This is a genomic window from Telluribacter sp. (assembly GCF_035998675.1).
Taxonomy (GTDB): domain Bacteria; phylum Bacteroidota; class Bacteroidia; order Cytophagales; family Spirosomataceae; genus Telluribacter.
This window is the reverse complement of record NZ_DASYHI010000015.1, coordinates 402,943-425,345: the sequence shown is the minus strand read 5'-3', so window position 1 is coordinate 425,345 and position 22,403 is coordinate 402,943. Positions and strand designations below refer to the sequence as shown.

General features: G+C 51.6%; 20 protein-coding genes. 6 read left to right on the top strand and 14 right to left on the bottom strand.

Annotation, left to right across the window (positions count from 1 at the left end; all coding sequences use genetic code 11):
* Positions 1-178: 178 nt before the first annotated feature.
* Together VGN67_RS09525 and VGN67_RS09520 are read right to left on the bottom strand one after the other, a co-directional pair.
* Entirely contained in the window at positions 179-2,932 is a 2,754-nt protein-coding gene (locus tag VGN67_RS09525; protein WP_327486579.1) for an ATP-binding protein, read from the bottom strand.
* Between the two features lie 317 nt (positions 2,933-3,249).
* The gene (locus VGN67_RS09520) at positions 3,250-3,486 is read right to left on the bottom strand and encodes a hypothetical protein (RefSeq protein ID WP_327486578.1); all 237 of its coding nucleotides are present in this window, start codon (positions 3,484-3,486) and stop codon (positions 3,250-3,252) included.
* A gap of 1 nt (position 3,487) precedes the next feature.
* Between VGN67_RS09520 and VGN67_RS09515 the strand changes: the two genes are divergently transcribed.
* The 4 genes from VGN67_RS09515 to VGN67_RS09500 all read left to right on the top strand — a co-directional run bounded on the left by VGN67_RS09515 (position 3,488) and on the right by VGN67_RS09500 (position 6,873).
* The gene (locus VGN67_RS09515) at positions 3,488-4,147 is read left to right on the top strand and encodes a DUF6624 domain-containing protein (RefSeq protein ID WP_327486577.1); all 660 of its coding nucleotides are present in this window, start codon (positions 3,488-3,490) and stop codon (positions 4,145-4,147) included.
* A gap of 218 nt (positions 4,148-4,365) precedes the next feature.
* On the top strand, positions 4,366-5,136 hold the full coding sequence (locus VGN67_RS09510; RefSeq protein WP_327486576.1) for a hypothetical protein: 771 nt from the start codon (positions 4,366-4,368) through the stop codon (positions 5,134-5,136).
* A gap of 48 nt (positions 5,137-5,184) precedes the next feature.
* Positions 5,185-6,249: a ferrochelatase gene (gene hemH, locus VGN67_RS09505; RefSeq protein WP_327486575.1), complete on the top strand. Its 1,065-nt coding sequence runs from the start codon at positions 5,185-5,187 to the stop codon at positions 6,247-6,249.
* A 30-nt stretch (positions 6,250-6,279) separates the two neighbouring features.
* Positions 6,280-6,873: an NAD(P)H-dependent oxidoreductase gene (locus VGN67_RS09500; RefSeq protein ID WP_327486574.1), complete on the top strand. Its 594-nt coding sequence runs from the start codon at positions 6,280-6,282 to the stop codon at positions 6,871-6,873.
* A 61-nt stretch (positions 6,874-6,934) separates the two neighbouring features.
* On the opposite strand, the gene VGN67_RS09495 is transcribed toward VGN67_RS09500, so the two are convergent.
* From VGN67_RS09495 to VGN67_RS09470, 6 genes are all read right to left on the bottom strand, one after another.
* Positions 6,935-8,080, bottom strand: coding sequence for a cysteine desulfurase family protein (locus VGN67_RS09495; protein ID WP_327486573.1), 1,146 nt, complete (start codon positions 8,078-8,080; stop codon positions 6,935-6,937).
* 173 nt (positions 8,081-8,253) lie between these two features.
* Positions 8,254-9,657, bottom strand: coding sequence for a phosphoglucosamine mutase (gene glmM, locus VGN67_RS09490; protein ID WP_327486572.1), 1,404 nt, complete (start codon positions 9,655-9,657; stop codon positions 8,254-8,256).
* 103 nt (positions 9,658-9,760) lie between these two features.
* Positions 9,761-10,600: a transglutaminase family protein gene (locus VGN67_RS09485; RefSeq protein WP_327486571.1), complete on the bottom strand. Its 840-nt coding sequence runs from the start codon at positions 10,598-10,600 to the stop codon at positions 9,761-9,763.
* Entirely contained in the window at positions 10,590-11,333 is a 744-nt protein-coding gene (locus VGN67_RS09480) for a peptidase (protein WP_327486570.1), read from the bottom strand. The genes VGN67_RS09485 and VGN67_RS09480 overlap by 11 nt, the downstream gene beginning before the upstream one ends.
* A 92-nt stretch (positions 11,334-11,425) precedes the next feature.
* A complete protein-coding gene (locus tag VGN67_RS09475) occupies positions 11,426-12,433 on the bottom strand; it encodes an alpha-E domain-containing protein (protein ID WP_327486569.1) in 1,008 nt (335 codons plus the stop codon).
* 209 nt (positions 12,434-12,642) lie between these two features.
* Entirely contained in the window at positions 12,643-13,506 is an 864-nt protein-coding gene (locus VGN67_RS09470; protein ID WP_327486568.1) for a M28 family peptidase, read from the bottom strand.
* Positions 13,507-13,695: 189 nt separating this feature from the next.
* Between VGN67_RS09470 and VGN67_RS09465 the strand changes: the two genes are divergently transcribed.
* On the top strand, positions 13,696-15,246 hold the full coding sequence (locus tag VGN67_RS09465) for a DUF1800 domain-containing protein (RefSeq protein WP_327486567.1): 1,551 nt from the start codon (positions 13,696-13,698) through the stop codon (positions 15,244-15,246).
* A gap of 19 nt (positions 15,247-15,265) precedes the next feature.
* The gene (locus tag VGN67_RS09460; protein ID WP_327486566.1) at positions 15,266-16,831 is read left to right on the top strand and encodes a DUF1501 domain-containing protein; all 1,566 of its coding nucleotides are present in this window, start codon (positions 15,266-15,268) and stop codon (positions 16,829-16,831) included.
* A gap of 36 nt (positions 16,832-16,867) precedes the next feature.
* Here VGN67_RS09460 and VGN67_RS09455 read toward each other — a convergent pair whose 3' ends face one another.
* The 6 genes from VGN67_RS09455 to VGN67_RS09430 form a co-directional block, all read right to left on the bottom strand.
* Entirely contained in the window at positions 16,868-17,905 is a 1,038-nt protein-coding gene (locus tag VGN67_RS09455) for a methionine synthase (protein WP_327486565.1), read from the bottom strand.
* Positions 17,906-18,110: 205 nt separating this feature from the next.
* Positions 18,111-18,818 (bottom strand): hypothetical protein, encoded by a 708-nt coding sequence (locus VGN67_RS09450; RefSeq protein ID WP_327486564.1) that lies wholly within the window; start codon positions 18,816-18,818, stop codon positions 18,111-18,113.
* Positions 18,819-18,959: 141 nt separating this feature from the next.
* Entirely contained in the window at positions 18,960-19,739 is a 780-nt protein-coding gene (locus VGN67_RS09445) for an SIS domain-containing protein (RefSeq protein ID WP_327486563.1), read from the bottom strand.
* A 27-nt stretch (positions 19,740-19,766) separates the two neighbouring features.
* A complete protein-coding gene (gene blaOXA / locus VGN67_RS09440; protein WP_327486562.1) occupies positions 19,767-20,555 on the bottom strand; it encodes a class D beta-lactamase in 789 nt (262 codons plus the stop codon).
* Between the two features lie 138 nt (positions 20,556-20,693).
* The gene (locus VGN67_RS09435; RefSeq protein ID WP_327486561.1) at positions 20,694-21,581 is read right to left on the bottom strand and encodes an ROK family protein; all 888 of its coding nucleotides are present in this window, start codon (positions 21,579-21,581) and stop codon (positions 20,694-20,696) included.
* Between the two features lie 9 nt (positions 21,582-21,590).
* Entirely contained in the window at positions 21,591-22,379 is a 789-nt protein-coding gene (locus tag VGN67_RS09430) for an SDR family oxidoreductase (RefSeq protein WP_327486560.1), read from the bottom strand.
* Positions 22,380-22,403: the final 24 nt, after the last annotated feature.

Below are 22,403 nucleotides of genomic sequence, written 5' to 3'. Positions count from 1 at the left end.
ACCAGCGTGCCAACTTAGGTACACCAGCGTGCCAATTTGTGTAGCCCATTAATTTTCAGGCCTCTTTTGCAAGAATCAGCTGGCCCAGGATTCGGTAGCCACAAACAAGCCGGGCCGCTTTCCCTAAGGGAGAGCGGCCCGTAATAACTAGCGGCGTAGACTACAACATCGTTCCCTTTTAAAGATAATCGGAAGGGCTTTTGCCAAATTGATTTTTATAGCTTATTGAGAAATGTTTTATCTGCCGGAACCCTACCACAGAGGCCAACTGCTTGATAGAAGTGACCTCACGGTTTTCCAGGAGTTGCCGGGCGTGCCTAAAGCGGGCGGTCGTAATGTACTGGGTGGGTGTAAGGCCGGTCAGCCGTTTTATCTCCCGGAATAGGGTTCGTCGGCTCACGGCCATATCGTCGGCCAGCCACTCCGCCGTCAGGTCGGCATTGCCCAGTTGCGCCAGGGTGGCGGCTTCCAGTTTCAGCAGCCAGGCCATATCCTCGGCCGAAGCCGTCGGAGCGGGCACCTCTTCGCTGTGGGTCGGAGTGTCGGCCTCCGTGAGTACGTGCTTCTGTCGCTCTTTCTGATTGAGGAGGAGGCTGGTGATCCGGGCCAGTAGCTCGTCTTCATCAAACGGTTTGAGCAGGTAGTCGTCTACCCCGATGCGTAGTGCCCGCAGCTTGTCGGCTCTATCGGCGCGGGCCGTCAGCATGATCACTGGGATCAGCCGGTAGGCATCACTGCCTTTCAGGTGGTCGAGTAGTTGAAAACCGTCCATCCGGGGCATCATTACGTCGGATATAATCAGGGAGGGCAGGGTAGTCGCCTGCGCCAGTAGATCCAGTGCTGCCTGACCATCCTCGGCCAGCCATACTTTAAACCGGGGCTGTAGTACAGTTAGTAAATAGTTGCGGAGGCTGGGGTTGTCTTCCACCACCAGCACCGTTTCGCCGGAGGTAGAGACCGGTGGCTCCGCCGGTACCCGAGGCACATAGGCCATATCCTCTTCCGGGTCGGATGCACTGGCTTCGGTACCCGCAGGTGCTACCAGCAAGGGTAGCTCTAAAAAGAAAGTAGTACCCTGGCCCCACTGACTCTCAACCCAAAGCCGCCCCTGCATAGCCCGGGCGTATTCCTGACAGAGAGCAAGACCTATGCCGGTGCCGCCCTCCACGGCTGCGTCAGGCTGGTTGGTCTGAAAGAAGCGGTCAAACACGTGGGGCAGATCGTCGGGGTGAATGCCCCGGCCGGTGTCGCTCACCCGCAGCAGTAGCTTATCTGGGCTGACCTGCACACCCAACGTGATGGTGCCGCCGGCGGGAGTGGCCTTGATGGCGTTTGACAGCAGGTTTTCCAGCACATGGCGGATTTTTTTTACATCCAGCGCCAAAACAAGGAGTTCCTCTACCTCGTAGTTTAGCTCCAGCGCGATGTTGCGCAGCTGCGCTTGTGACTCAAAGTTGGCGACAGCGAGCCGGGCAACCTCAACGAGCCGGACCGGCCTGAGGGATACCGCTACTTTACCGGCTTCTAGCTTACTCAGGTCCAGAATTTCATTTACCAGCTTCAGTAATTGGCGGGCGCTGCGCTGCGCTGTTTCAATCAGCCGGGTATCCTCGCCGTCAGTCCGCTGTCGCTTCAGTACGCTACCGAGCGGCCCCAAGATGAGCGTTAGGGGGGTACGAAGTTCGTGGGAAACATTGGTAAAAAAGTCGGTTTTGAGTTTGTCAAGGGCCTGAATATTTTCGCGCCTGGACTGTTCCAGGCTCAGGTTTTCAGCGGTTCGGATGCGGTCGCGGGTAGCTTCCCAGAGTATACCCACCCAGATTAACGGGGTAGCCAGCGTAGAAAAGAGCAGCGGATATTTAAGGGTTTCTTCACTAATGAGGCCGATAAAGAAACCGGCATTGCGTCCGTAGAAATAGGCATATATCGGGGAGGTCAGGATGATGGAGATTATATACCAAAAGGCTGGCTGTATGCGTCGTCGGTATAAAGCCAGCAGAGTCAGTACAATGGATATATGCATGATGCATAATGCTGCCACTATAGCCCATGTAATGTAAGGGTGCCGTACAAAAAAACTCAGCCCGGCATACAACAGCCCTATTCCCCCAAAAAACTGGTACAGCACCACCACACGGGGCATGTACCTGGGCAGCTTACACACCCTAACAATGTAGTAAGCCAGAACCGGCATGACTATCGCCACACCAACATAATGACTCGTGTGCGCCCAGTACGGGGAGTTAGGAAATATAACGTTTGACAAACCGGTGCCTACTACCGCAGAAGCAGCAACCGCTAACCCCAGAAGACTATAGGCCCGCAGCACCACAAACCGGTACATAAACAGCAATCCACCCAGGGGAAACAGGGCAAGCATGAGCAAAAGCGCGAAGGAAATATACCGCTCTATGTCGGGTAGCCGGTGCGTCATAAACGGAGCCTGGTTCCAGATCTGCCAGCGGTAACTATGGTGCTGTGATGCAAGAATACGGGCGTAAAAGGTCTGCGGCCGGGTGCCCGAAACTGTAACATAAAAAGCTGGAAATCGCGTCGCGGGGGTTCGCCGGGCAAAGGGAATCATGTCTCCCGAATGCTGCACCGACCAGCCTTTCAGCGAATCAGGCTGGTACAGGGTTAGGCTATCAACATAGTAGTTAGTGATTTCCAGCGCGAAGTCCCGGCTGGTATCAGCCGCCTGCTGCAGGGTAAACCGGCACCAGACCGGGTGGGGGGTAAAGCCGAGTATCAAAGTTGGGTCTTCCGAAGTTTGCCAACGGGCCTGTGGACTGCTTACCTGCTCAATAGTAAGCCCATCTGTGGAGTCTACCAGGTACTGGACCCGTAATGAAGTAGGGCTGGCTAAACCAGCGGCGGGTAAAGGATTGGGGGCTGATTGTGCGTTTGCGTTGAAGAATACCAGCAACCACAAGCAAAGAAATGCAATTACCGTAATGGATTGCTGCCTACACCTTCCAGGCTGCTTATGGATAACCCGGAAAGAAAAGAAATGCCAGGGTTCTGCCAACCTAAGCAGAAACCACTTGATATAAAAATAAATAATCAAACAGACAGGAGTTGTTTCTTGATGGTACTATCAGTGTGTTACTACTACTGTATATTCGGGTAAATACCGTGAACTTCAGTTTACTAACCGTTGTAAATCTATACTAAATTCTCAAAATATTCCACTCTATTTCTAATTAAAGTGAGTTAAAAAAGAGAAGTGGTATCTAAGTAGAAGAAGCATTAAAGAAAGCCTATCCAAACATAATACACCCGGGCCAGATACCAGCCCGGGTGTGCAATAAACAACCCATTCACGTGGTCAGAGCGCTGAGGCCTGCGCGTAGACCAGCTCATGTACCTGGGCTGGAAGGTACTTACGCCCGTAGGGCTGGCGCTGTTTTTCTTCTCGGGCGTGTGGCGGCTGCTGGGGGTGTAGGTATTTTTGGGCGATATTGTACTTTTTCCAATAAAGGCCAATATGAAAACTCTTTCTCTTTTGTCAGCCCTAATTTTTACTATTTCCGCTTCTGTTGGTTATGCTCAATTTGATAGTAGCCTTAAGGCTGAATTAGATAGTATTTACAAGGTGGACCAGTTTTATAGAGAAATCTTGGCCAAACAACCAAAGATGGACTCACTGGCGAAAGTGGAAGGAATTAGTCTACAACAAGTTCAGCAAAGAATATTTATCAAAATGAACTCAGTAGATGCGTCAAATACAAGCAGGGTCAAAGAGATAATTGAGCAATATGGCTATCCTGGTAAATCCATAGTAGGAGAACCAACTAACGAAGCGGCTTGGCATGTTATTCAGCATTCAAAGGATATTGAACAGTATTTTCCAATAGTTGAAGAAGCTGGTAAAAAGAAAGAGATTCCTTTTACATTAGTTGCCAAAATGCTCGACAGATTGTTAGTAAATCAAGGGAAAGAGCAAATTTACGGTACGCAAGGAAGGTGTGACTTCCCACAGGGAGGCTCTACACAAAATCAAAAGCCAGATTGCTACATCTGGCCTATTGCGGATGCTGCACATGTAAACGAACGTCGCAAACAAGCTGGATTTACGGACACAATAGAAGAGAATGCCAAACGTCTAGGGATTGATTACCAACCAAGATCCTTATCTAAGAAATAACTATAATAAGAAGCATCACTACTTCCAGCTTGTAGCAGCAAGTACTTTAATTCTTTTATCCAAACACAATACACCCGGACCAGATACCAGCCTGACCTAAGGCCGGGTAGAAAAATGACAGTTGTCAGCTATTTACGTTAAGTTTACAGACAAAACAGATTACAGATTGTTATCTGTAATAAATACTTAGTCACTTACTTAAAAACATCGTAGACTTTATGAAGCTTCGTAGCTTGTACTTCCCCCTGCTGATTGTCACCCTGCTGAGCAGCGCTAGTGTCGCACAGAAGAAATCGTTAAACCCCGCCGCCCAGGGGTTTAATGCTTCCGGCTCTGATCCCAAAGCCGTAGAACTGGCCGACCAGGTAATGGCGGCCATGGGCGGCCGTAAAAACTGGGATAATACCCGCTACATTACCTGGAATTTTCTGGGAAACCGACGTCTGTACTGGGACAAATGGTCGGGCGATGTACGCGTGGAAAATTTGAAAAATGATCAGACGGTACTTCTTAATATTAACACCGACAAGGGACGGGTATTTAAAGGCGGAAAAGAACTCACCCACGCCGACTCCATCGCCAAATACGTAAAGCAGGGCAAAAGCGCCTGGATCAATGACTCCTACTGGCTGGTAATGCCCTACAAGCTTAAGGACTCCGGCGTAACCCTCAAGTACCTGGGCGAAGAGCAGACCGAAGGGGGTGAAAAAGCCGAGAAAATTCAGCTTACGTTTGAAGAAGTAGGCGATACCCCTCAGAATAAGTACTATGTCTGGGTTAGTCCGGAAACGCGTCTGGTGAACCAATGGGCTTATTTTTCCAAAGCTGATAGCGAAAAGCCGAACTTTGTACTACCCTGGAAGAGTTATAAGAAACACGGGAAGGTCATGCTTTCGGGCGACCGCGGGCAGCGACAACTGACCGACATTCAGGTATTTGAAAAGCTGCCACCCAGCGTGTTTCAGGAGTTCGATAAGCCTTCCCTGTAACGGAGGTGAATTTGCTTTTTTACCAGAATAAATAAGGACAGGATTTTCATGACAACCCAAACTTTATCGGTTTCTTCATCAACAACTACCAGGTCGCTTGGTAAAACCGGCGTACTGATTGTAAACCTGGGTACCCCCGATAGCCCCAATACCCCCGACGTAAGGAAGTACCTGCGCGAGTTCCTGATGGACGGACGCGTTATTGATATTCCGTATGTGTCGCGCTGGATGCTCGTGAACCTGATTATTGCGCCCTTCCGCGCTCCCAAGTCGGCTAAAATTTACCAGGCGGTATGGACGCCGGAAGGCTCCCCGCTGAAAGTGTACGGATTAGCCGTGGAAGAAATGCTGGCCAAAGCCCTGGGCGACGACTACGTGGTAAAGCTGGCCATGCGCTACCAGAGCCCGGGTATTGAGGCGGGCCTGAGTGAGCTGCAGCGCCAGGGGCTGTCCCGGATTGTGGTAGTACCTTTCTTCCCGCAGTACGCTTCGGCCACTACGGGTTCGGTGTACGAGGAGGTAATGCGGGTGCTGAAAGACTGGCAGATCATGCCGGAGCTGCGTTTTATCAATAGCTTCCTGGACCACCCCAAGTTCATTGAAGGATTTGTGCGGCTGGGCAAAAAGTACATGGCTGAGCACCCGTACGACCACTACATGTTCAGCTACCACGGCTTGCCGGAGCGCCAGATTCGCAAAGGCGACGTGACCCAGCAGTACTGTAAGCTGGGAAGCTGCTGCGATACGCTGACTGCGGCTAACCAGCACTGCTACCGCGCGCAGTGCTTTGAAACCACCCGGTTGCTGGTCAGGGAGCTGGGTATTCCCGAAGGAAAGTACACAACTTGTTTCCAGTCGCGCCTGGGCAAAGAGCCCTGGATACAGCCCTACACCGAAGACCTGGTACGGGAGCTACCTAAGAAAGGAATAAAGAGCGTGCTGGCGTTTTCACCCGCCTTTGTGTCTGATTGTCTTGAAACTACCATTGAGGTAGGAGAGGAGTACAAGGAGATGTTTGAAGAGGAAGGCGGGGAGCACTGGCAGCTCGTGGAAAGCCTTAACGATAGTGAAATATGGGTCGAAACCCTGGTCGACCTGGTTAAAAGGGCCTGATTTTTTTATTCATTACTACCTGAATTAATTGTGAAAGTTGCTGTACTATCTACCTCCCCCCGCCCGGGAAGCAATTCCCTGAAAGCCGCCAGGTACCTTAAGCGGGTATTGGCGGAGCAGGGGATGAATGACGTAGAACTATTTGATTTTGAAGAAGTAGATGTGCCCATGGTTGGGCGGGGTAGTCTGGACAAAAACCAGCTTACCCCATTTCAGAAGCAGTTGCTCGCTACCTGGAGCACCGCCGACCTGGTAATATTTACCCTGCCCGAGTACAACTGGACTACCAGCGCCGAGTTTATCAATACCCTGCATCAACTGGGTGGTAAAGACTTTGCCCATTTGTTCAACGAAAAAGTATTCGCGCTGGTGGGCGTATCTACCGGTCGGGGCGGGCGGCAGCCGTGTCTCGAAATAAATATGGTTATCAATAAGCTCATCAGCTTCCTGAACCAGTACGCGGTAGTTTCGCCCAAGCTATTCGAATCGCACGAAACGAATAAAAATCTGGACGAAGAAGGAAATTCGACGGGAAACCCGATTTACGAAAAAGGAGTAAAGGACTTCGTCAGCTATACCCTGAAGATTGCCCGGAAGTGGCACGGAGCAGCGATTGAAGCCTAGCGGGAAACAGGTACTTAGAGAAATAGCAAAGCGGCAGCAAGTACTTGCTGCCGCTTTGCTATTAAAACGATACTTCCTTTTTATACAGCTCAGCGACTTTCTCAACGGCATAGTCTACCTCTTCGACCGTATTGTACTTTCCGAACGAAAACCGGACATTGCCCCGCTCCGGCGCGACGTTAAGGGCCGTCAGTACGTGCGAGCCTACATCGGTACCACTGGCGCAGGCGCTCCCCCCCGATACCGATATACCCGAAATATCTAGGTTGAACAGCAGCATATCGTTCAGGTCCGAAGGAGGCAGACTCACGCTTAGTACCGTGTACAGGCTCTGGTCCAGGTCCGCCGACAGACCGTTGAAAGTAACCCCTTCCAGCTTGTCCCGAAGCTGCTCAATTACCCTTATTTTCAGGCTTTCAATGTGTTGCCGGTGGCTGTCCATGTCGCGGTAGGCTATTTCAAGGGCTTTGGCCAGCCCTACTATGCCGTAAACGTTTTCGGTACCTCCGCGCATGTTACGTTCCTGCGCGCCCCCGTGTACAAAAGGATGGATTTTGGAACCGGGCCGCACGTACAGGAAACCGACGCCCTTCGGGCCGTGAAATTTATGCGCGGAACCTACGATAAAGTCTGCTTTCAACTGCTGCAGATCATGTACATAGTGCCCCATAGTTTGTACGGTATCACTGTGAAAGACGGCCCCATAATGCCGGCAAAGGTCACCCACCGCGTCGAGGTCCAGCAGGTTTCCAATCTCGTTGTTTCCGTGCATGAGCGACACCAGCGAGCGGGGCTTGCTTTGCAGCAGTTCTTCCAGGTGCTGGAGGTCTATACGGCCCTGCTCATCCACCCGCAGCAGGCTCAGCTCTACCTGCCCGTGCTTTGCCAGGTGTTCCAGCGTGTGCAGTACCGCGTGGTGTTCCAGGGGAGACGTAATGGCGTGCCTGAGGCCAAAGGTTTCAATACTGGACCGGATAGCGGTATTGTCGGCCTCGGTGCCGCCCGAGGTGAAGAATATTTCGGCCGGTGCCGCGTTCAGTAGCTCCGCCACGGTTTTGCGGGCGCGTTCCAGGGCCGAGCGCACGACCCGCCCGTGCGCATGAATGGACGAAGGATTTCCGAACTGCTCCGTCATGAGCGGCAGCATGGCTTGCAGTACTTCCGGGTCCAGACGGGTGGTGGCGGCGTTATCGAAGTAGGCTTTCATTTTTTAATACCAGGTGAAAATCAGGCAGGTACCGGTACCGTTGTAAGTACCAGTGGGCCGGTGTATTTAGTACAAATATACAATGCCTGCGGTGGGGATAAAAATAATTACTTGTCAATGCAAATAAAGAAGCCCGCCGGAAAGGGCGGGCTTCGGCGTTCTTATTGATAAACCTAGTTCTTACGATCCGAAAGTACCTCCTTGATATCCGAAATGATTTTATTCGCCAGATTTTCGGCGGTAGTGCGGGTTTCGGATTCGGAGTATATGCGGATAATAGGCTCCGTATTGGACTTACGCAGATGTACCCACTCTTTATCAAACTCAATGCGTACCCCGTCGATGGTATTCATGGGTTGTTTGGCGTAACGCGTCTGGATACGCTCCAGTACGTGGTCTACGTCGATATCGGGTGTGAGTTCAATTTTATTCTTGGAAATATGGTAGTTGGGATACGACCTGCGTAGCATGGAGGCCGACTTTCCAAACTTGGCCAGGTGGCTCAGGAATAAGGCTATCCCTACCAGAGCGTCGCGTCCGTAGTGTGATTCGGGATAAATAACGCCTCCGTTGCCTTCGCCCCCGATAACAGCCTGGTGCTCTTTCATCATCGTTACTACATTGACCTCGCCCACGGCCGAGGCAAAGTACTTACCTCCGGCTTTCAGGGTTACGTCGCGCAGGGCGGCAGTCGACGACAGGTTGGAGACCGTGTTACCAGGCTGGTGCTTAAGTACATAGTCGGCTACGGCCACCAGGGTGTATTCTTCGCCAAAGGGAGAGCCATCCTCACAGATCAGCGCCAGGCGGTCTACGTCCGGGTCAACTACCACCCCCAGGTGATACGAGCCATTCTTGATTTCGCTGCGAATCTCCCGCAGGTGCTCCGGCAGAGGCTCCGGATTATGCGCAAAGTGGCCCGTTGGTTCGCAGTTGATCCGAAGGATATTTTCCATCGGAATCCCCAACGCCTGCAGCAGCATGGGTACGGCAATACCGCCCGTTGAGTTCACGGCATCAACCGCTATCCGGAAATTAGCCGCCCGGATGGCGTCTTGGTCTACCAGCGGGAGAGAAAGTATATGGGTGATGTGCTTGGCCAGGTAGCTTTCGTCCTGCTGGTAGGTACCCAGTTTTTTTACATCCACAAAGTCAAATTCCTCTGCTTCGGCTATTCGAAGTACTTCTTTACCTTCTTCACCCGAAATAAACTCACCGGTATGGGTAAGTAGTTTCAGTGCATTCCATTGCATTGGGTTGTGGCTGGCGGTAAGTATAATACCTCCGGCGGCTTTTTCGAGCGGTACGGCCAGCTCGACCGTTGGCGTGGTTGACAGGCCCAGATCAAGTACGTTGAGCCCCACCCCCTGGAGGGCAGCGGCTACCAGGCGGCTTACCATGTCGCCCGAAAGGCGGGCGTCGCGCCCGATAATGACCAGATGATTAGTAGGATTGGTTCGGCGCAGCCAGGTACCGTAGGCGGCGGCAAATTTCACGACGTCAACTGGGGTAAGGGCTTCACCGGTTTTTCCTCCAATGATTCCCCGAATCCCGGAAATAGATTTTATCAGCGTCACAGGTCAGTGTTACTAGTTAGTTTGGGTACAAAAGTAGAAATTTTTGTTCAGTCAGGATTAATGTTTTAATTCAGTGTGCCTTTCTATCCAACGGTAGTTAGGCTCAGGCGGGGTCAATGTCAACCTCCGTAGAAAGGGTGGAGGCAGCCTGCCCCTGGAATGTACCCATAACGGGTGCCAACTGGTCAAAATCAGCGGAAGCACCCAGGCTGATATGATTATTCATAATGGCCCGGCCTTCGGTGGGGTCAAAACCACGCCAGCCCGCTCCCGGCAGATATACCTCCGCCCAGGCGTGCAGCTCGTGCTCCTGCTGCGGGTTACCGTACAGGTACCCACTCACAAAACGGGCAGCAATTCCCAGACTCCGGCAGGCGGCAATGAAAAGCCGTGAGAAGTCCCGGCACGAGCCGCAGCGGTCGCGGAGGGTATCTTCGGGTGGAAGCGCGTTGCCTTGCTCACGCAGCTGATAGGCGAAGTTTTCGTAGATGTACCGGCCGAGCTCCACCAGAAAAGGTACCGTTTCCCACCTGGCTTCGGCGGCAATCTGCCGGGAAAACTGCTCGACGTAGGGCGTGATTTCGTTGCGGCCCAGGTACGGAACCAGGTACTTATAGAGGTGCTCGGGGTACTGGAAGGGAATATTTTTGGTGTTGAAAGGAAACAGTACGAAATCAAACACATTAAACTCATGGGAACTAAGTACCATGGATGCCTCCACTAAGAGGCGGCTGGTTGGCTCCCCGAAATAAACTATCTGCTGTACGTTGCCCTCAGCGTCAACATTCCGGACAATACTGGCGGGCTGGGGGTCAACCCGAAGCTTGTAATCAATGAGTTGCTGGTGGGGGTACGAGCGGGGGTACAGGTACAGGGTGTGTGGGGTTAGTGCTACGGCCTTATCGTACGCATAGGCAAGCCGGTGCTTTACTTTAAGATTCATGGTGTGGTTCCGAATATTTTGAGAAGATGGGGGTCATCCACTCAACGGGCAGTTTTTGTACTGCATTTTTAAGCAAAACACTCCACTGTTTGGCAATATAATCCAAATCGTCTTTTTCGAAGCGATGTTCTATGATATGGAAAGAGTCTTTTTCATACATAACGACATCGACGGGATAGTCTACGTCATTGGAACTCACGCGGGTTGAGTCAAAGGAAAGTACCCCCATTTTCAGGGCATCCTGCATGGAAGTATCATAGCGCAGACTGCGGTACAGGAGCGGCTTGCCGTAGCCCGAGTTGCCAATAATAAAAAAGGGCGAGCCCTGCCCTACCTCTATCCAGTTACCTTCGGGGTACAGCAGAAAAAGCTTATGCTCTTCGTCGTCTTCGAGCTGCCCGCCCACAATGGCGTACAGGTTAAACGACAGGCCGGCGTCGAGCAGGGGTACTTTGTCTTCTTCGGCTACCCGCCTGACCTGCGCTCCAAAGGCGTTGACGGCCTTGTAGAGTTTATTAAAAGTGTCGTCCTGTTCGTCAAGTACCTCTTTAAAGTAGGTAATAGCCTTATCGCGCACCGAACGTAACCCCGAGGTCATAATGAACAGGGAGTGATTTTCGAGCTGATGCACGGATACCTTCTTATTACTGGATACTTCGGACCCAGAAGTGAGGCGAGTATCAGCAATAGCTACTAAGCCGGAAGCTACCTTTATACCAAGGCAATACGTCATAGAGTAATGGGCTACTTTAGGAAGTGGTTAAATGGTGAACAAAAAGGGTAATTGCCTTTGTTCACGAACCGCTAAGTTAAAAAAAAGTTTTGTCAGTCCATTCGCTGACTCTGGAATTGTCCGCCAACTCCCTGGCTTTGGGACTGAACCGGCTTAAGGCCGAAGTACATTTCAAAAATGGCGTTATCCACCTCGTTGTTGCGAATCTGGAACCCATCGAGGTACTGGTGCAGGCCCGCCCGGAAAATATCCTCTATTTCGGTATATTCTATTTCGCTCCGCAGCTTACTGAGCGCTTTTTCGGCCGGATTAGTATACCCTCTTTCGGGCGTAGAACCGGCAATACAATAAAGCGATAGCTCGGCCTGACGCATGCAGTAGGAAATAGACCGGGGAAAAAGCTTGTCCAGGATCAGGAACGCTACGATGTTCATTGGGGTCAGAGCGCGGTGGGTCTGCCGGTACATATTGTAGGCACTCACGGACTTGAGCACAGCCGTCCAAAGCATCAGGTCCAGCGTGGAGCCTACGGTGTTGGTGTCCTGCAACAGGGTAAAATACTTGACGTCCAGGAAGCGGGAGCTTTTGTCGGCCCGCTCGAGGTGGCGCCCTATCCGGCCAAAGTGCCAGGCCTCGTTGCGCGTTATGGTAGAGTCAACCACGCCGTGAAAAAGCTGACAGTCCCGTTTTATGTCGTTAAAAAACTCCTGCATTTGGTCCATATTCCGGAAGTGGTCCGGCGAGGTATCGCGCAGCTTCAGATAGAACGTATTGATACTTTCCCACATCTCCCGGGAAATGGTTTCGCGGATGGTGCGGGCATTTTCGCGGGCTTCCGACAAGCAGCTCACAATGGAGTTGGGGTTGCGCTTGTCAAAAGTCATGAAATGAATGATATCCTCCCGCGTGGGCTTTTCGTAGTACTGATAAAACAAAAAATTATCGGCCGTAGCGATCAGGAGCGGTTCCCACTGCTCGTCTACATTAGGCGGCAGGTCGAGGGCCAGATTAAAATTAACTCCTACAAAGCGAGCGTAATTTTCGATCCGCTCCATGTAGCGGTTCATCCAGTAAATAGAATTGGCAACGCGGCTCAGCATTTTTTAAAAATGATTAGTTCAAAAAGGTACTTAGCGCTTAGGGTATGGTACGGCTAAGGGTACAGATAGGTTAAGAAATAAATGAAAATTGAATGGTAGATGCAAGTAAAGGACAGCGTATCAGAGAAAAGTATAAAAAAAGATCTTAATATTTCCAAATTTGCAGCGGAGGCGCGCTTTGGAATAAAGCAACCGGACTTTTCCGGGTTTCAGGTAAAGTGAGTGATAGCCCGGTAGGTACAGTTCACTACTTCGACCATCCTTTTAAAATCAAGGGTTTCGATGGTATCCGATTTTCTATGGTAATGGGGGTTCCGGATAAAGGAGGTGTCGTTGATCATCAGAGCCGGATACCCAAATTTCCAATAGCTACGCTGGTCAGATAGCCCGGCCAGGCCGTCCCCCGATGGGAATGTAATGACCTGCACATCAATATTCGCGTCGACTTGCATGAGGCGGTGCACCTGGTTGGTAAAGTCCGCGTAGGAATCAATGCCCACTACTATAATAAAATTGCCGGTATGGGGATACAACTTCGCCAGCTCAGGGGTAGGAAAGTGCTGCGAACCCGGCGCATCCGAGAAGTACCCGATCATTTCGTAGCAGAGCATCCCAAGTACCTCGGCCTTCTGGTCATGAAGGGATTTCGCGTGTACGTAGCTTCCCATCTGCTCCGAACCGAAGAACGGAGGTTCTTCCAGGCAGTAAGCTACAAAGTCAACGCGGTAGTCAAGGGCGGGCTTTTGCGCGAACACCAGCCGCGCCGTTTCGAGCAGGCCCGCCACGGCGCTGGCGTTATCGTCGGCGCCGGGCTGGTCGCCGGCCACGTCATAGTGGGCTCCTACCACCAGCCGACGGGTAGCGCCGGGGTTATAGGAGGCAATGATATTTTTGTATTCATTTCCCGCCGCAACCCAGGTTTGGATTTCGGTGGGAGAGCCCGCTTCTTTGAATTCACGCTCGAGGTAGGTAACTACCCGTTCCAGCGACTGTAGGTTCTGGTAGTTCCGGTAAGGTTTTATGGTTGTCAGAAATTCAACATCCTGGTATAATCGGGTTATCTGTGCATTCATTGCATCGGGTATATGATGAGTAGTTATTTACCTCCTTTTACTTCTTATAATTCTTCACTAACTTTGTTCTATTACTGGTCACATTAAGCAGGTAACCAGGACCGATTCAGTAGTTTAGACTTTAAATGTACCTCATTGTGATAGAAGTCTATAACAACCGGTACTCCACGATGTTCTACTAAATTTTTTATGCCCTGGCTAGATATCTACGAGGTTTCACTCACTACTTCCCAACTGGCTCATCTGCTGCGCCGGGCGATATCTGGTCCTCAGCTTGGCTTTGAGGCACAGTATAGGGGACAAACGGCCGCTCAGGTTGTTGACTTACTCATGGCGCCAGTTGAACCGCCCCCTCCCCCTACCGATGCTACCGGTAAAACATTCCATGATCTGTCTTTTGGTGCCCCCGAAACTACACAGGATACCCGGAACAACCTGAACAATCAGCAGCGTCAGCTTCTGAAACAGTGGTGGATAGGGCTCATGGCTCAGCCTGCGCACCGGTTTAGAGAGAAAATGGTCCTGTTCTGGCAAAACCATTTCGTGGTGGCCTCCCAGGATGTGAACGATGTACGCTTCATGTACCGGTACAACGATCTCCTGCGAAAGCACGCTCTCGGAAATTTCCGGACGTTTGTGTTAGAAATCACCCAGGATCCGGCCATGCTCTGGTACCTGAATGGAAACGAAAATGTAGTAGGCCGACCCAACGAAAATTACGCCCGCGAGCTGATGGAGCTGTTTACGATTGGTCTGGGGAACTACGCAGAGGAAGATGTAAAGGCCGCCGCCCGGGTTTTGACCGGATGGCAGGCGGTAGGCTACCGCAACGCCAACACGCCCACTGTCGGAGTCAATTTCAGGTTCAATCAGCACGATAGCGACAACAAGCAATTTTCAGCCCACTTCCAGAACAAAGTCATCAAAAGCGATGTAGGACTTGCTGAGTTGGAAGCTCTCGTGGATATGATTCTGCAGCAGCCGGAAACGGCCCGGTTTATTGTTCGTAAGCTGTACCGTTGGTTTGTGGCGGCGGAAATCAGTAAAGAGATTGAAGAAAATTTTATTGAGCCCCTGGCAGCAGAGTTTCGCCAGGATTATGAAGTGGCCCCTGTGGTGAAAAAGCTTCTTAGAAGTGAACATTTCTTCGCAGAAAGTCAAATAGGCGCTCAGATAAAATCGCCCCTGGACCTGGCTATCGGTACTCTGCTAGGCTTGGGACTTGCAGCACCGTCACCTATAAGCAACCGAAGCGGGTACGATGGCTTTACAAATTATATTCTGGGTCTTACACGCCCTCTCGAGATGGAAGTTATGGAGCAGGCTACCGTCTTTGGGTGGCGTCCCTATTACGACACCGGCTTGTATAAACTGTGGATTAGTGGTACAAGTCTGGGGCTGCGCGGGCAGTTCACGGACCAGGTAATTCAGGGCCTCCCTCTCCGGGGAATATATACGGATCTGATCCATGTCGCAGGTAGCGTGTCTGAACCCAGCGATCCGGTAGTGCTGATCAGAGAGTTGTGGGGGTGGTTCATAGCCGTTCCTCTTTCGGATGAAATACTCACCAGGCTGGTTGACGATGTATTTCTGGAAGGTATACCGCGTTACGAGTGGACCGGAATATGGAATGCCTATCAGGCTGGTAAAGATAACCAGTCCAGATTTCTGGCGGTGCACACCAGGCTCATGGCGCTCTTTATGTACCTGTTCAGACTGGCCGAGTACCAGCTTTGTTAATCTTTTCCATTCTCTGTCCATGAACCGTCGCACATTCCTGCAAAAATCGGCATTCTCAGCTATTCTGCCCTGGGCATTGAATGGCTTTGGAGCGCGGGCCTACAGTAGTCAGGCCTCCGCTTTTCTGTCGGCCTTATCTACTACCTCTGAGATTAATGACAGAGTGCTGATTGTAATTCAACTCAACGGGGGGAACGACGGCCTGAATACAGTCATTCCACTGGATCAGATGGGGTTGTATAATAACCTGCGTACCACCATAGCCATACCAGAAAATAAAGTCCTGAAGCTAGCTAACCGCCTGGATGCAGGCCTTCACCCCAGCATGAGCGGCTTTCAGAACTTGTACAGCGATGGGCAGTTAGCCATAGTTGAAAATGTAGGGTACGCTAATCCAAGTTTTTCTCATTTTGAGGCTAATGACATATGGTTTAAGGCCAGTACCAACACCAATTCTCTTTCATCAGGCTGGTTGGGACGTTACCTTGATGCTCGTTTCACCAACTATCCGGGTGGCTATCCCAACGATACTATGCCTGATCCGCTGGCTATTCAGATCAGCTCGGTTCCTTCGACGGCATTGCTGGGGCCAAACCAGTCGGTGGCGCTCGCTATTCAGGATATCAACACTTTTGCCCGTCTTATTGGGGAGCGGCCTGCCAGTGCACCCGAGACGGGTGGTAAGCTGGCCAGGGAGTACCTTACCTTTATCCGGGAGCAGCAGGTGTCGTCTGTTGCGTATGCCAAACAGCTCCAGTCGGCAGCTGCAAAGGGAGCGAATCAGGTATCCTATCCAACGGGTAACCGGCTGTCAGAGCAGCTCAGAGTGATAGCACGGCTTCTGCATGGGGGACTGAAAACAAAGGTTTTTTACGTATCGTTGGGAGGATTTGATACCCATTCAGGGCAGGTGGATACCGGCGACAAAACCCAGGGGGTTCATGCTAATCTTCTCCGGCAACTTTCGGAGGCTGTGAAGGCTTTTCAGGGAGACCTGAAAGTCATGGGACTGGCCGACCGGGTAGTAGGAATCACTTTTTCTGAGTTTGGCCGTAGGGCACAGTCCAACGGGAGCCGGGGGACCGACCACGGCTGGGCTTCTCCGCAGTTTGTGTTCGGAGAGGCAGTAAAAACCCAGTGGATAGGTCGTACCCCTGACCTGAAGAACCTGGAAAAGAATAATGTCAGAATCCAGACGGACTTTCGTCAGCTATACGCTACGCTGCTGACGGATTGGTTTGGTGCCAATGAGGCTACGGTACGTAAGGTACTGCTAGGTACAGACTACGAGATCCTGCCAATCTTCCAGGACCCTATTTTATCGACGGCACCCCCGGAAGCAGATCGCTGGGTGGTGTATCCTAATCCATGCCGGACAGAGGCCACCCTTGAATGGCCGGAGGGGGAGCAGGTTCAACGTATTCTGCTTACAGATATCGCCGGACGTGAGGTGCCTGTTCAATCCGTACCAGTACGTTCTAACCAAGCTATAGTCCGGGTTAACCAACTGCCAGCCGGCAGGTATACCTTAACATTCCAGACGGGAAAAGGGCATATACATCGACCGTTACTAGTAGTACCTTAGTGAACAGACTAAGGGGTACATAGTGGCGGCAGTACATTACAGCCCCAGCTCCTCCTTTACCTGCCGGGCACCGGCGCACATATTCGCCAGCTTCTGGCGGGAGGCCCAGCGGGCGGTCTGGCTGAGGCCGCAGTCGGGCGCCACGGCCAGTTTCTCGGCGGGCAGGTACTTCAAACAGCGGTGAATCCGCTCCACCACATCGGCTACGCTTTCGACGTAGTAGTTTTTGACGTCAATGATCCCGACGGCCACGTCCATCTTCTGCCCGAACTCCGCGATCAGTTCCAGCTCGTCAAACTCCCGGTTGGCCATCTCTACGTGTACTTCGTCTACGCTCAGGTCCAGAAAGTCGGGCAACATGGGGTGCAGCTTGCGGTACCCGACGGGGCGGCCCTTGAAATTACCGAAGCAAAGATGCGTCGAAAGGCGACATTTTCCGACAATGGGCGCAACGGTACGATTAAATATATCCACGAAGCGACGGGTATTTTCGCGGTAGGCGTAGCAGCTCATGGAAGGTTCATCCACGGTGATTTCGGTGCAGCCCGCCGCTACCAGGTCTTCCAGCTCTTTCCGGACAAAAGGCAGCAGCGCTTCGGTCAGGTCGTAGCGGTCTTTGTACAGGTTGCCATCGGGGATCATCCGGCCGCTGAGGGTATAGGGCCCGGGTATCGAAGCTTTGAGCGTAGGTCCCGCCGGTGCCAGGCGTTTGAGGCGTTTGTATTCCGCTACGGCACCCAGTCCATTGGGAGCGGTCAGTGGCTCCACCACGCTATGCTTGCCGCGCTGGTCGTGGGCGGGCGGGCCAAACTTACGCGTTTCGGAATGATTGGGCTGCAAGCCTTTCAGGAATCCGTAAAACGACAGGTTGAAGTCCAGCCGGGTCTGCTCACCGTCCGAGATTACATCCAGCCCGGCCGAAACCTGGTCGTGAATGGCGGCCACTACGGCGTCCTCGATCATTTCGTCCACGTCGGCGGGACCAAATTTTTCGAGGTTCTGGGAAGCGAATTCCAGCCAGCCGGGAAAAGGATAGCTGCCGATAACGGTAGTACGTATGGGAGTAGGTTGCATGGGTCAAATAGATTAAGAGTTGGTTTGTTAGAATTTGTAAAGTAGTAATAGGCTACTACTTAAATAGATGGTAAGCGGGCGAGACTTGCTGCTGTGGGGGATTTCGAAGCACTTTACTTTCAGCCATCAAAAACGTTTGATCAAAATATAAACCTTAAATTCTGTAAGTAAGCTCACATTGCGTCAAACCCATATGAACACCATTTTATTCTTCCCAAAATATTTTCTTTTTGTTTAACCCTTTGGGTAAAATTTTTCCTATTGGTGTCAGGTCATACCAAGTTGTTCCAATTTCAGGAAGTCCACGAGTAATAGTCCCGTCTTTATTTTTATAGACGAAATTCATACTCTTATTTAGTCTTGTCGATACTGCTATATGAGAAATAGAATCTCCTCTTATCTGTATTGTTGTAGCGCCAAGAGGGAAACGTAAAATTTCATTCTTGTCTCTTACCAAGTGAATGAAAATAGAATCGTTAGTTGTCCGGATAGAGTCAAAGTCTAATATTGACCTGTAACCAGCATTCGACGCTCCATAAAATACCGTCTTCACAGTAAAATCTCCTATTTCCTGGTATTTAACCTTTGTGGGAAAAGTATCTTGTGGCTGTTCTAAGTTTGATTTAAAATTAAAAACCAATAGTGTATCATTTGAAATCCATTCACTTATTGCTCCATTTATTTCTTCACCTTTGCCTTCTGTGAAAGTATCGTAAGCTTTTAATACCTCTGTTCTCGAAATGTCTGAACTAAAAGCCATAGGTCCATATCTTGCATAATCATAGATTATATATTTTCCACTTGGCGTTATTTGTTTGCTAAATCTGTAATATTCATAATTCTCGGCTTTTTCGTCACAAGAGCCAAGTAAGAATATTGTAATTATCAACATTAAAATTCTCTGTATCGTCATTCTCAAAATTTTGAGGCTAATTCTAGGCTATGTACTATTGTAATGGTTAAAAAGTTAGGGCCTTTTCCCCTTGCCCGTTGAGACTCAGGCTTCATTTGACATCTTGTCTGTACAATTGGGAACAAATGTAGCAGCTATCAGCTATTTCCCCACCTGCGCGTACAGTCGGGCCAGGCGGTGGGCGTGCTCGTCGTAGGCCGCTTCAAACAGCTCTACGGCCCGTTCGGCACCCACTACCACGCCGGCACTAAGTACCTTGGGCGGTTGCCCCGCCTCGGTTAGCAGTCGGGCTACTTCGGCCTTGATACAGTTGACCAGTACAGCCCCGCCGAGGGTACTTCCGGGAGCCACGGGCGTATCCAGCCCCGGTACCTGTACCATGGCATCGCCCACCGGAGCGCCGGTATCGAGTACCAGATCGGCAAAGTCGCCCAGTTTCCTGCCATCAGCTCGCTTGGAAGTACTCTTTTCGGAATGTTCTTTCGTAATCAAAGCTACTACCTTTACGCCCCGCTGCTGAAACAGCTCCGCGATCTCGATGGGTACTACGTTGCAGCCGCTCGACGAAATAACCAGCGCCGTATCCTGATCCGACAGGTCAAAGTTACGCAGGATGCGATCGGCCAGACCGGGTACATTCTCCAGAAACATGGCCTGCCGCTGCCCGTTGGCCCCTACCACCAGGTTATGAAACGTCAGCGACAGCTCTACAATGGGGTTGAAACCGGGAAAAGAGCCGTAGCGGGGCCACATTTCTTCCACCATAATACGGCTGTGGCCGCTCCCGAACACGTGTACCATGCGTCCGGCCAGAATGGTGTCGGTAAACCAGCGGGCGGCGGTTTGAATAGCAGACTCCTGGTTGGCGACGGTGTCCAGTATGGCCCGGCTTTTATCTATATACTCCTGAATTACGTTCATGAAGGTGGGGTAGTAGTAGGTACTTAGTTAAAGAATAGTTAAATCGTGCAGGATTTGGCGGGTAATGGTTTTTCGTTTCGGACCGAAATCATCCATTTTCTCGTCGAGCGGTTTATAGATTCGGGTAGCGAAAAAATAGACATTGCCCTTCGACTCTACGTAGCCAATGTACCAGCCAATATCGGAAGGGTCCACTTCGGCCCAGCCGGTTTTGGCGCGCAGCGTATAGGCATCAGTCTTTTCTTCTACCATGATTTCCTTCCCGATCCGGTAGGTACGCTCGCTGAAAGGCAGCGACTCATTATGTACTTTTTGCAAAAATTTCAGTTGCTCTTCGGGAGAGATTTTCAGACTCGTTCCCAGCCAGAACTGCGTCAACCCGCCGCTGATCTCCCGGTTGCCGTAGTCAAGCCGTTTAAGGTAGCTCTTGTACTTATCCGCACCGATACGCCGGGCCAGCTCCTGGTAAAACCATACCGTAGAGTTCTTGTAGGCCATTTTCAGGTCGTTGTCCTGATTCCAGGCGGGTACCATCCGCTGGGTACCGTCCCACTTAAGTACTTCGTTTTCGTCCCTGATAGCCTTTTCTTCCAGTGCAATAAAGGTATTAGGTACCTTAAAGGTCGAAGCGGGTGAGGTAGCTTTTCTGAACTCCGCTTTATCCGTCGTAAAGTACTGCTTTTTGCCCAAATCGTACAGGCTGAAGCTACCGGTAACGTCGGCTTCCCGGAAGTACTTATCGAAGGGGAGCAGGGTCTGGGCGGAAGCCAGCAGGCTGGTCAGGAGTATGAAAAGGGGAATCAATAGGTACTTCATGGTCAGGTACTTGATTGACAAAAAACTTTTTTAAATCAATGATATCCGGCACAGCCGGTGGAGACACAGGAAACGGACGATAGGCTCCTATTATAATGAAAAAGAAGCTAACACCTGATAGCTAACGGCTAACAACTCCTAACTCTTTCTCAGCGCAAAACTCGCCGCCCCGATAGCCCCGGCCATGTCGCCGAACTGCGCCTGGACAATGGGCGTTTGTTTGCCGCCCGGCCGCCATTCGTACACGTCGAGAAAGGAGCGGAGCGGCTCAAACAGAGCGTCATCGGCCAGGGTAATGCCCCCCGCCAGCACAATACGCTCGGGTGAGAATACATTGATGATAGAACTCAGCGCCACCGCCAGTGACCGTACCGAATGGAGCCATACGTAGGAGGCAAAGTGGTCGCCCTGGCGGTAAGCTTCGACTAGTTCCCAGGTAGAGGTAAAGCGGTTGCGGGAGCGTTTGGCTACGGAGTAGTTACCGATGGCGTACTCTAAGCTGCCCGGCATACCTACTATGCTGCACTCGTCGTCGCTGGTGTTGAGGCACAGGTGGCCCAGGTGTCCGGCCATCTGCGAGAGGCCCTGGTAAAGTTCGCCGTTGAGCAGGATACCGCCCCCTACGCCCGTACCCAGGGTCAAAAGTACTACATTCCGGTCGCCCATGGCGGCACCAAAGGCGGCTTCGGCCATGAGGGCGGCGTGGGCGTCGTTGAGTACGTAGGTAGGTAGTTCAAAACAATCACCCCAAACGAAGTTTTCCAGTCCGGGGAGGCGGTTGGGCAGAAACGCAATACTGCGGTTGGTGGCGTCGGGCAGTCCGGGGGCGGAAAGCCCCACGGTACTTACGGGCTCCTGCCAGTAGTTCTGCAGGTACCTGACCATTTCCTTTACGTTTTCCCGCCATAGCCCTTGCGCATCGTCCTGCGTAGGTATGTAGTGTTGTTTAAGTACTTCCCCCGCCTCGTTTATCAGGATGCCTTTTATGTTGGTACCTCCCAGGTCAATGCCTATCGCGACGCTCATAGCTCCGGCTCAGTATTGACCTTCGGTGAGCGCCCAGCCACCGTCGACGGTCAATACCTGACCGGTAGCAAATTTAGAGTAGTCCGACATGAAATAGACCGCCGCGCCGTCCAGATCAGCAGGTATGCCGTTGCGCCCGCCGTCGAGGGGTTGTTTCTGCTGGATAAATTTCAGGATCTGGTCGTCCTTCGAGGCCCGTTGAGACATGGGGGTATCTACCAGCGCGGGCGCCAGCACATTGATCCGGATATCGTAGCGGGCGTAGTAGGAAGCCACCGACTTGGTAAACCCGATCACGGCCGACTTGGAGGCGGCGTAAGCGTGGGTAGAGAAGTAGTGCGGCGAAGGTGACTGTCCCAGTACCGAACCGATATTCAGAATGGTTCCTCCTTTGTTCAGCCCCATAAAAGCCTGAACGGCGGCCTGGTTGGAGAGCATCAGCGAGGTCATGTTCATTTCAAAGGTGCGGTTCCAGCCTTCCAGCGTAAGCTCGTGTAGGGGGCCGTCGCCGTACTTGCGACCGCTGCCACCCGCTACGTGGTACAGGCCGTCAAAGCTGCCAAACTCACGGACACACAACTGAATAGCATCAAGCGCGGTTTGGGGTTGGGTAGCATCGCCCTGCTTGGCGCGTACCTGACGCCCCAGCTCCACCTCCGCCATGAGACAGCTCTCGGGATTACGACCCACTACTACTACGTTGGCGCCATTCCGCACAAATGCCTGAGCGGCCGATAGTCCCAAACCGGTAGTTCCACCGATTATAACAATAGATTTATTAGATAGCCAGTTTTCCACGATTCGCTAAATTTTGAAATATGG